Consider the following 7,571-nt stretch of genomic DNA (forward strand, 5'->3'; position numbering starts at 1 on the left):
GGTCTGGTGCGGCGGGATGCTCGAGACGGGGATCGGTCGCGCCGCCAACGCCGCACTTGCCGCCCTCCCTGGATTCACGCTGCCTGGCGACGTCTCGGCATCCTCCCGGTTCTACGACCGCGACATCGTCACCGAGCCCGCTGTGCTCGAGGACGGGCATGTTCGGGTGCCCACCGGAGCCGGGCTGGGCGTCGAGATCGACCCTGTCGCGCTGGAGGACATGACTGTGGCCCGCGAGGTACTCCGCCGGTGACCGGCCCGGCCCCCAGCATGGGGCACCGGCATCTCGTCGGCGCAGTGATGCTGGGTGCCGCACTGGTCTCGGGGTTGGCCGCGTGTGCGTCGGCATCCCCCACCGAGGATCTTCCCGAAGGGGTGAGCGTGCGGCTCGTGCAGCAGCGGTCGGATGTCGCGCTGCATCAGGCCCAGGTCGAGATCACCAACGGGGCTGAGGCGATGCTGAGCGTCGAGGCCCTTTCTGTCATTGACTCGCGTTTTGAGGCGGATGCCGGCCGTGTGCTCCAGCGGACCAGCGTTATCGCCCCCGGCAGCACTGTCGGCATTCGTATCCAGCTCCCAGGTCCAGCCTGCGATGAGCCCGACGACGGGGCGTCGACGGTGGAGTTCTCGTGGCGCATCGACGATCGCGCGGGAGTCGCGCGGGCAGACCTTCCCGACGCACTCGATTTCCTGCCGGCAATGCACGCGCGCGAATGCGTCGCCGAGGCGCTCGCAGACGCCGCGACGGTCTCGTTCACACACTTCGCGGCCGGCGCGGGCGGAGGTGTCGGCATCATCACCCTCGCGGCTCTTCCGACCGGAGCCGGCGGTGCCACGATCGACGCGCTACGGCCGACCAACCTCCTCGGTTTCAGTGATGCGGGCACAGCACCGGATGCTGCACTGCCGCTGCAGATTCAGCTCGCTACCGGCGACGCCGCCCCGCGCGAGATCGCCATCGTGCTCGAACCGTTCCGCTGCGACGCCCATGCGGTGCAGGAAGACAAGCGCGGCACGATCTTCACGGTGGACGTGACAGTCGGGGGTGAGGCCGGCCAGATCGAACTGGCGGCATCGCCCGACATGCGCGCCGAGATTCTGGGCGCCGTCGCCGAGTACTGCGGGTTCGGGTCCTAGATTCCGCGCGATGTCACCGCGTGGCTCTAGCGTTGGGCTCATGCGCTCTCTTGGTGTCGTGTTCGAACCCGCCTTTCCGCCAGAACGCCTCAGGGAGGTAGCCCAGTCGGTCGAGGACGCGGGAGTTCCCGAGCTCTGGCTGTGGGAGGACTGCTTCCGAGAGTCCGGTATCGCCTCGGCCGCCGTCGCGCTCGCCGCAACGACCGAGCTCGCCGTGGGCATCGGGGTGCTGCCCATGCCGCTTCGAAACGTCGCGCTCACTGCCATGGAGCTGGCCACCCTCTCGAGACTGTTTCCGGGGCGCATCGTCGGCGGCGTCGGCCACGGGGTGCAGAGCTGGATGGCGCAGGTCGGCGCGCGGCACGCATCCCCTCTCACTCTGATGGCGGAGTATCTCCCGACGCTGCGAGCCCTGCTCGCTGGGGAGCGCGTCACCATCGACGGGCGCTACGTCCACCTCGACGATGCGGCCCTCGACTGGCCGCCGACCGTCGCCGTTCCCGTGTTCGCGGCCGCAGAAGGACCCAAGACGCTCGACAGTTCTGGCGCCCTGGCGGATGGCACGATCATTCCCTCGGGCTGGAGTCCGACTCGACTGCGCGAGGCGGCCATCCGGGCGCGGGCGGCGGCGGACGTGCGCGCTGGCGATCATTGCGTCGCGGTGTACCTTCTCACCCGGTTCACCGAGGATTCTGCGGCCTCTGGCGAGCCAACCGGGCGGGAGCGTGTCTTCGGCGATGTTTCGGTCGTCGCCGAGACCGTCGAGGCATTCTTCGCCGCGGGTGCCACCACCGTGGTGCTCCAGCCCTCGGCCGATGACGACGATCTCATCGGGTTCTCGCAGCGCTCCGGCGAGGTCGCCCGGATGCTGGGCATCGCGCGGTCTGCGACTGGCTTCGGATCCCCGTGAGCACGACACTTGCGGGGCGCTGAGCGGGTCGCCACACTCAGAGGTGGGAGTTGCTGCACGTCGGTCTCGGCGTCGGCGCGCGCTCCCGGGGAGGAAAAACCAATGAAGACCCGAATCGTCGCTGCCGCGCTCATGCTGAGCGTCGGAGCCATCGCCCTCACCGGCTGCGTGAACCCGGTCGAGCAGCTCATCAACAACACTGTCGAGGACGCCATCGAAGGCGCCACCGGCGTCGATGTGGATGCCGGCAACGGTGCGAGCGTGCCGGAGGGGTTCCCCTCCGACATCCCGCTTCCCTCCGGATCGCCGCTGGTCGCGCTTGCGGTCGACGGTGGTTACACGGTCACCTACACCCTGCCGAGTGTCGCCGACGGTGAGGGCATCATCGAGCAACTGAAGTCCCAGTACACGACAGACTCAGAGTCCGACTTCGGCGGGATGAAGATCTGGTCGTTCACCGGTTCGGACTACACCGTCGGCGTCACTCTGCTCGAACAGGAAGACGGCACGGCGCAGCTGCTCTACGTCGTCGCGCCGATCACGCAGTAGCAACGCGCGTTCGCAGCGCCCGACACGAGGGCGTGGCTCAGAGTTCGCCGCGCGCGCGAAGCTCCCGGCGGGTGAGCGCCTCGCCCTCGTTATCAGCGGGGCCGGATGTCTCGGTATCCGTGGCTGTCTCATCTTCTGCCCACGGCGCGTGGTGTGCCCGCTCGAGCTTCGCGCCTTCGACATCGACGTTCGGCACGATCCGATCGAGCCAGCGGGGCAGCCACCACGCCGAGCGCCCGAGCAGGTGCATGAGCGCGGGCATGAGCAGCATCCGTACGACGAAGGCATCCAGGAGCACGCCGAAGGCGAGGCCGAACCCGATCGATCGGATCATCGTCGACTCGGCGAAAATGAACCCGCCGAACACCGACACCATGATCAGCCCGGCCGCCGTCACGACCGCGCGACCGGCCCGCAGGCCACGCATGACGGCCAGCCGCGCTGGCGCGCCGTGGACATAGGCCTCTCGCATCCCCGACGACAGGAACAGCTGGTAGTCCATCGCGAGGCCGAACAGGATGCCGACCAGCAGTACCGGCAGGAAGCTGAGGATCGGACCCGTGCTGTGTAGGCCGAAGACCTCGGCACCCCATCCCCACTGGAACACCGCGACAGTGGCCCCGTACGTCGCGAACAGCGACAGGATGAACCCGCCCGTGGCAATGAGCGGCACCAGGAGTGATCGGAACACGACGATCATGATCAGCAGCGACAGGCCGACGACGACGCCGATGTACAGCGGAAGGACGCCCGCGATGTTCTCGGAGATGTCGATGTTGATGGCCGCCTGCCCCGCCACCCCGAGCTCGTACTCCCCGTCAACGGGCGGGAGAGCACGCAGGTCTCGCACGACCTGCTCGGTGGACTCCGCGCTCGGCCCCTCGGTCGGGATGACCTGGAACGCAGCGAGCGTGCCGTCGTCGGAGACCGCGATCGGCGCGACCGCCACCACGTTCTCGACCTCCGACAGAGCGGTGGCAACGTCGAGCTGTGCTTGCAGCTGGGCGTTCTCATCGAGGTCGCCGGGCAGCGCCGCCGTCACCAGCAGTGTGCTGTTGGCGCCGGGCCCGAAGGCATCCGCGGTCAGTTCGTAGGCCTGGTAGGCGTACGAGTCCTCGGGTTCGCTCGATCCGTCGGGAAGGCCCACGCGCATCGACAGGGTGGGAATCGCGATCACCAGCAGAGCCACGATCGCGCCGATCGCGGTGACCACAGCGCGCCAGGTCGGCATGGCGCGAGCCCGGTCGTCGGCGTGGTGGACGGTGCCCACGCGTGCGCGGGCGCGGCGGCTGAGCACGCGCATTCCTACGAGACCGAGTAGCGCCGGAGTCAGAGTGACCGCGATGAGCACCGCCACCAGAACCGCGAAGGCGCCCACGGTTCCCATGAGGCCGAGGAAGGGGATTCCGGTGATGTTCAGGGCGAGAAGAGCGATGATCACCGTCGAGCCGGCAAAGGTCACGGCGTTGCCGGCGGTGCCGTTGGCAAGCCCGATGGATTCGCGAAGGTCCGCGCCCTCGAGCAGCTGCTTGCGGTGCCGATTGATGATGAACAGCGAGTAGTCGATGCCGACGGCAAGTCCCAGCATGACGCCGAGGATCGGTGTGACCGACGACATGTCGATGACCCCCGACAGCGACAGTGCCGCCAGGACGGCGATCCCGACACCCACGAGGGCTGTCACCAGCGGCAGCGCGGCTGCGATCACAGTGCCGAGCATGACCAGCAGCACGATCGCCGCGATGACGACGCCCGCGATTTCCCCGATCCCGATCAGGTTCGGGATGGACTGCGCCAGGGTCGACGAGAACGCCACCTCGACTCCGTCGATCGGGTTCGCCTCGACGTGGTCGATCACGGCCTGCTTGGCCTCGGCGTCGAGTTCGAGCAGCGGCACGTCGAAGGCGACGTTCAGGAGCGCCGTTGCACCGTCGCTGGAGACAACGCCGATCCCGTCCGAGAGCTCGAGAAGATCAGCACCGAGTTCGAGTTGCGTTTCGTTCGTGGTCAATTCCTCGCGCGAGGCATCCAGCTCGGCCTGCTGCTGCTCGAGCTGCTGGCTCGCTGCATCCAGCTGCTGTCGCTGCGCGTCCAACTGGGCCTGCTGCTGGTCGAGAGCTGCCAGTTGCGAGGCCGGGGCTCCGGCCGCCTCGGCCTGCGCGCGGGCGGCCTCGAGCTGCTGCTGCGCGGCGTCGAGCTGCGCTTGCCCGTTCTCGACCTCAGCGCGGGCGGCATCCAGCTGCGCCTGGCCGGCCTCGAGCTGGGTGCGACCCTGCTCTATCTGGGTTCGCCCGTCGGTGATCTGCTGCTGCCGATCGGCTCGTTCCTGCTCGGCCTCGAACGGGTCGACGACCCGGGCGACATGGGGAAGATCCCGGATGCCCTCCGCGAGGTCAGCGACCTCCGCGCGCTGCTCAGCGGTGAAGGGTTCACCGTCTTCCGTGTGGAGCACGATCTGACCAGAGGCTCCCGAGAAGTCGGGGAGCTTCTCTGCCAACTCATCGGTTACCGTCCCGGAAGCGGTGCCGGGCACATCGAAGCTTGTGGCGAGGGTGCCGGCTCCCACCGCGTAGGCGCCGCCGGCAAGGCCCAGAACGGCGATCCACGCGACGATGACGATCCACGCGCGCCGGGCAGAGGCCTTGCCGAGCCGGTACAGCAGTTCAGCCATGATCACCTTTCGGGGCAGGATGCGCAGGGGAGCGACCGACAGCATACGATACGTACCGTCTCGCTTGCTGAATCGAAGGTGGATACCGTGGTCTCCATGACCGATGCCGTGCCCGTCGCAACCCGGCGCCGGGGCGGCCCGCCCCGCAGCGAAGAAGCACGCCTTGCCATCCTGCGCGCGACAGCGCGCCTCTTCCTCGAGAGGGGCTTCGGGCACCTCAGCATTGAAGGAATCGCCGCCGAGGCAGGGGTCGGCAAGCAGACGATTTATCGGTGGTGGCCGGGAAAGAGCGACCTGGTCGCCGAAGCGCTCATCGAGGGCTTCCTGATGCCCGAGCACTTCGCGCCCGGCTTCACCGGCACTCTGAGAGACGATCTGGCGAGCTGGATGCGCATCGTCCTGGACTTCGTTGCTGATCCCGGGCACGACGAGATGCTCCGGTCGCTCCTGGCAGCTGGAACGACCAATCCCGCGATCGGTGAGCGCATTCGCGAGCGGCTCGGAGCCGACGGTGACCTGGTGCATCGGCTCGAAAAGGGTGTGACCGACGGTGAGCTGGCGCCGACAGCTCCGATCCCCGCGATCATCGAGCTTCTGGTCGGCGCGATCGTCCTGCGCGTCTTCGCGCCCTCGAATGCCGATGACGGTGAGGCCGAGCGGCTCGTCGACGTCGTCCTCGGCACCCACACGGGACGCGGCCTGTGAGTCGCGGCGGATAGAATCGTCGGATGTCGCGGCATCCGCGATACCCTCGCGCGCAGCGCATCCCCGACCCAGGAGTTCCTCCGTGGCCGAGCAGTCCCGCCTCGACAAAGTGATCGCCCTTGCCCGCCACCGCGGGTTCGTCTTCCAAGCCGGCGAGATCTACGGGGGCTCCCGCTCCGCATGGGACTACGGCCCGCTCGGCACCGAGCTCAAAGAGAACATCCGCCGTCAGTGGTGGCAGACCTTCGTCCGCGGGCGCGGCGACATGGTCGGCCTCGATTCCTCGATCATCCTGCCCAAGCGCGTGTGGGAGGCATCCGGGCACGTCGCGACCTTCACCGACCCCCTCGTCGAGTGCCTGCAGTGCCACAAGCGGTTCCGCGCCGACAACCTCATCGAGGACTTCGAGGCGCGCAAGGGTCGCACCGCCGAGAACGGGCTGGCCGACGTGCCGTGCCCCAACTGCGGCACGAAGGGCCAGTACACCGAACCCCGCGCGTTCTCGGGTCTGGTCAAGACCTACCTCGGGGTCGTCGACGACGAGTCGGGCCTGTACTACCTCCGCCCCGAAACCGCGCAGGGCATCTTCGTGAACTTCACGAACGTGCTCACCGCGAGCCGCAAGAAGCCGCCCTTCGGGATCGGTCAGGTCGGCAAGGCGTTCCGCAACGAAATCACCCCCGGCAACTTCATCTTCCGAACCCGCGAGTTCGAGCAGATGGAGATCGAGTACTTCACTCCCCCGGCCGAGGCTCCGGAGTGGTTCGACCACTGGGTCGAGGCGTGCTGGGACTGGTTTACCGACCTCGGTATCGACCCAGCGAACATGCGGCGCTTCGATGTGCCCGAGGAGGATCGCGCCCACTACTCCGCCGGCACGATTGACGTCGAGTACCGCTTCGGGTTCCCGGGCAAGGAGTGGGGCGAGCTCATGGGGGTCGCCAACCGCACCGACTACGACCTGAAGAGCCATGCCGAGGCATCCGGGCAGAGCCTGACCTACTTCGACCAAGCCTCGGGCGAGAAGTACACCCCGTATGTCATCGAGCCCTCGTTCGGGCTTACTCGCGCCATGATGGCGTTCCTCGTCGACGCTTACCGCGAAGAAGAGGTTGCCAACGCGAAGGGTGGCACCGACACCCGGACCGTCTTGAAGCTTGACCCGCGCCTGGCGCCGGTCAAGGTCGCCGTGCTGCCGCTGTCGCGTAACGAGGCCCTGTCGCCGCTCGCGCGTGGGCTCGCTGATCGCCTGCGCGGGCACTGGGCAGTCGACTTCGACGACGCCGGTGCGATCGGCCGCCGCTATCGCCGTCAGGACGAGATCGGTACCCCGTTCTGCGTCACCGTCGACTTCGATTCCCTCGACGACAACGCCGTCACGGTGCGTGATCGCGACACGATGGCCCAAGAGCGTGTGCCGCTCGAGAGCGTCGAGGCCTATCTCGGCGAGCGCCTCGTCGGCGCCTGACACAGGCTGCGGAATCGAGGGTGAGTATCAGCCCTTGGCGGCAGCCTTCATCGCCTTCTTGTGCTCTCGCACCTTCGCAAGGGACTCGGGGCTGGTGATGTCAGCGACGCTGCGGAAGGACCCTTCTTCGC

7 protein-coding genes and 1 pseudogene are annotated in these 7,571 nt (G+C 67.7%); 6 read left to right on the top strand and 2 right to left on the bottom strand.

Going from position 1 to position 7,571, the window contains the following annotated elements; genetic code table 11:
• The 4 genes from Q1V87_RS05020 to Q1V87_RS05035 form a co-directional block, all read left to right on the top strand.
• Window positions 1–253, top strand: a 253-nt coding sequence (locus Q1V87_RS05020) for an enolase C-terminal domain-like protein (protein ID WP_300591109.1), incomplete at its 5' end; no start/stop codon positions are given.
• Window positions 250–1,137, top strand: coding sequence for a hypothetical protein (locus Q1V87_RS05025; RefSeq protein WP_300591110.1), 888 nt, complete (start codon window positions 250–252; stop codon window positions 1,135–1,137). The genes Q1V87_RS05020 and Q1V87_RS05025, both read left to right, overlap by 4 nt.
• Before the next feature lie 40 nt (window positions 1,138–1,177).
• Window positions 1,178–2,047 carry an LLM class flavin-dependent oxidoreductase gene (locus Q1V87_RS05030; protein ID WP_300591111.1) on the top strand — a complete coding sequence of 290 codons (870 nt, stop codon included), beginning with the start codon at window positions 1,178–1,180 and terminating at the stop codon, window positions 2,045–2,047.
• A gap of 102 nt (window positions 2,048–2,149) precedes the next feature.
• A complete protein-coding gene (locus Q1V87_RS05035; RefSeq protein WP_292707383.1) occupies window positions 2,150–2,596 on the top strand; it encodes a hypothetical protein in 447 nt (148 codons plus the stop codon).
• 37 nt (window positions 2,597–2,633) lie between these two features.
• Here the strand turns inward: Q1V87_RS05035 and Q1V87_RS05040 are convergent, their stop codons facing one another.
• Window positions 2,634–5,267: an MMPL family transporter gene (locus tag Q1V87_RS05040; protein WP_300591112.1), complete on the bottom strand. Its 2,634-nt coding sequence runs from the start codon at window positions 5,265–5,267 to the stop codon at window positions 2,634–2,636.
• A gap of 96 nt (window positions 5,268–5,363) precedes the next feature.
• Between Q1V87_RS05040 and Q1V87_RS05045 the strand changes: the two genes are divergently transcribed.
• On the top strand, window positions 5,364–5,972 hold the full coding sequence (locus Q1V87_RS05045; RefSeq protein WP_300591114.1) for a TetR/AcrR family transcriptional regulator: 609 nt from the start codon (window positions 5,364–5,366) through the stop codon (window positions 5,970–5,972).
• A gap of 82 nt (window positions 5,973–6,054) precedes the next feature.
• Window positions 6,055–7,440, top strand: coding sequence for a glycine--tRNA ligase (locus Q1V87_RS05050; protein WP_300591113.1), 1,386 nt, complete (start codon window positions 6,055–6,057; stop codon window positions 7,438–7,440).
• A gap of 27 nt (window positions 7,441–7,467) precedes the next feature.
• Here Q1V87_RS05050 and Q1V87_RS05055 read toward each other — a convergent pair.
• Window positions 7,468–7,571 (bottom strand): annotated as a pseudogene (locus Q1V87_RS05055) (Fe-S cluster assembly protein HesB); the annotation flags it as partial.

The sequence above is a fragment of the Microbacterium sp. genome, assembly GCF_030149085.1.
Classification (GTDB): domain Bacteria; phylum Actinomycetota; class Actinomycetes; order Actinomycetales; family Microbacteriaceae; genus Microbacterium.